This window comes from Falsigemmobacter faecalis (genome assembly GCF_003863335.1).
In the GTDB taxonomy this organism is placed as follows: Bacteria; Pseudomonadota; Alphaproteobacteria; order Rhodobacterales; family Rhodobacteraceae; genus Wagnerdoeblera; species Wagnerdoeblera faecalis.
The window spans coordinates 1-1,511 of the sequence record NZ_RRAZ01000096.1 but is presented as its reverse complement, the minus strand read 5'-3'; the positions used below and the strand labels follow the sequence as shown (position 1 = coordinate 1,511).

General features: G+C 57.8%; 1 protein-coding gene. It reads right to left on the bottom strand.

Features of this window, described 5'->3' with window-relative positions; all coding sequences use genetic code 11:
- Positions 1–302 precede the first annotated feature (302 nt).
- A complete protein-coding gene (locus EG244_RS20210) occupies positions 303–1,346 on the bottom strand; it encodes an IS110 family RNA-guided transposase (protein ID WP_124966920.1) in 1,044 nt (347 codons plus the stop codon).
- Positions 1,347–1,511 lie beyond the last annotated feature (165 nt).

Sequence of the window (1,511 nt, the reverse complement as noted above, 5' to 3'; positions counted from 1 at the left end):
GACGGCATCGATGTGCCATATGTGGACGGCCCCCTCCCTACAAGAACTCCTTGATGATTTTGATCGGATCGCTTGCGTTCATATGTCCGGCCTGTTGGTGCGCTCGCACATGAACGCTGGCCAAGATGGATTCCGCGACGTTGGTTCCAAACACGGTGACGGCCACATCGGGCCATTGGCACATACGGAGTGTCCTACGTCTTGGATCGATCGATCACACCATCTTCAGATTTCTTGCAAGTTCACGCATCAGCTCAGCACGGTAGCGCCTTTTTCCTGCTCACCGTGACTGGCCAATCTCGTTATGCCGCGCAGGCCATAGCCGGTCGCGCAGCATTGTTTTTATACGTCTCGCCTGCCATCATCATTTTCCAGGCGATCCTGGCGATCTTGTTGGCCAGCGCCACGGCCACGAGCTTCGGCGGTTTGCGCTTGAGCAGCTCGATGAGCCAGGGCGAGGCATTCCTGCCTTTGCCTGCTCTCACCTGTCGAAGCAGCGAAGTCGCGCCCACGACCAATGTCTTGCGCAAGGTCTCGTCGCCGGCTCGCGTAATGACACCGTGCCTGACCTTGCCGGCTGTCGAGTGATCTCCGGGCGTCAGGCCCATCCAGGCGGCAAACTGCCTTCCCGATACAAACTGCTCCGGTGCCGGCGCTTTCATCACCAGCAAGATCGCACCGATTGGCCCGACACCGGGGATCGTTGCGAGGCGGCGACAACATTCGTTGCTGCGATACCAAGCCAACAGTTTCGCCTCGATCTCTTTCAAGCGTTCCTTCAGCTGCGCAAATTCATCCGCCAGTGACACAAACAGATCGCGCGCCAGGGCAGGAACGTTTTCATCAACCATGATGCGTTCCAAAAGGAGCGGGATATGAGACACACCTTTGGCCGCGGTTAGTCCGAACCCGGCCGCATAGCCACGGATCGTATTGGCAAGCTGCGTCCTGGCGGCGACAGCACGCTCGCGCATGCCCACCAGCATTAGTGACGCCTGTTGCTCGGTGCTCTTCACCGGAACGAACCGCATCGTCGGACGGCTCATCGCTTCGCACAGCGCTTCAGCATCGGTCGCATCATTCTTGCCACGCTTGACGTAGGGCTTTACGAGCTGCGGCGCGATTAGCTTGACCTCATGACCGAGCCCCCTCAGCAACCGCGCCCAGTGATGCGAAGCACCACAGGCCTCAATCGCAACGACGGTTGGCGGGCATTTTGCAAAGAAATCCACCATCTCCTTGCGGCGCATCTTCTTGCGAAGAACCGGTTGTTCGGCGGCATTCACGCCATGCAGCTGAAAGACGTGCTTTGAAGTATCCATGCCAATACGGATAATCTGATCCACGGACGACCCCTTCGTTTGAGTTCCTCAACGACTCACTCTGGCACGTTTCGATGCCGTTCAGGGGCCGTCCACTCCAACAGGGTGGGATTGTCACAATCCATTATGGGAGGCAGTCCTGTCGGAGATTATCACGGTCGGGCTCGATCTGGCCAAGAATGTGTTTCA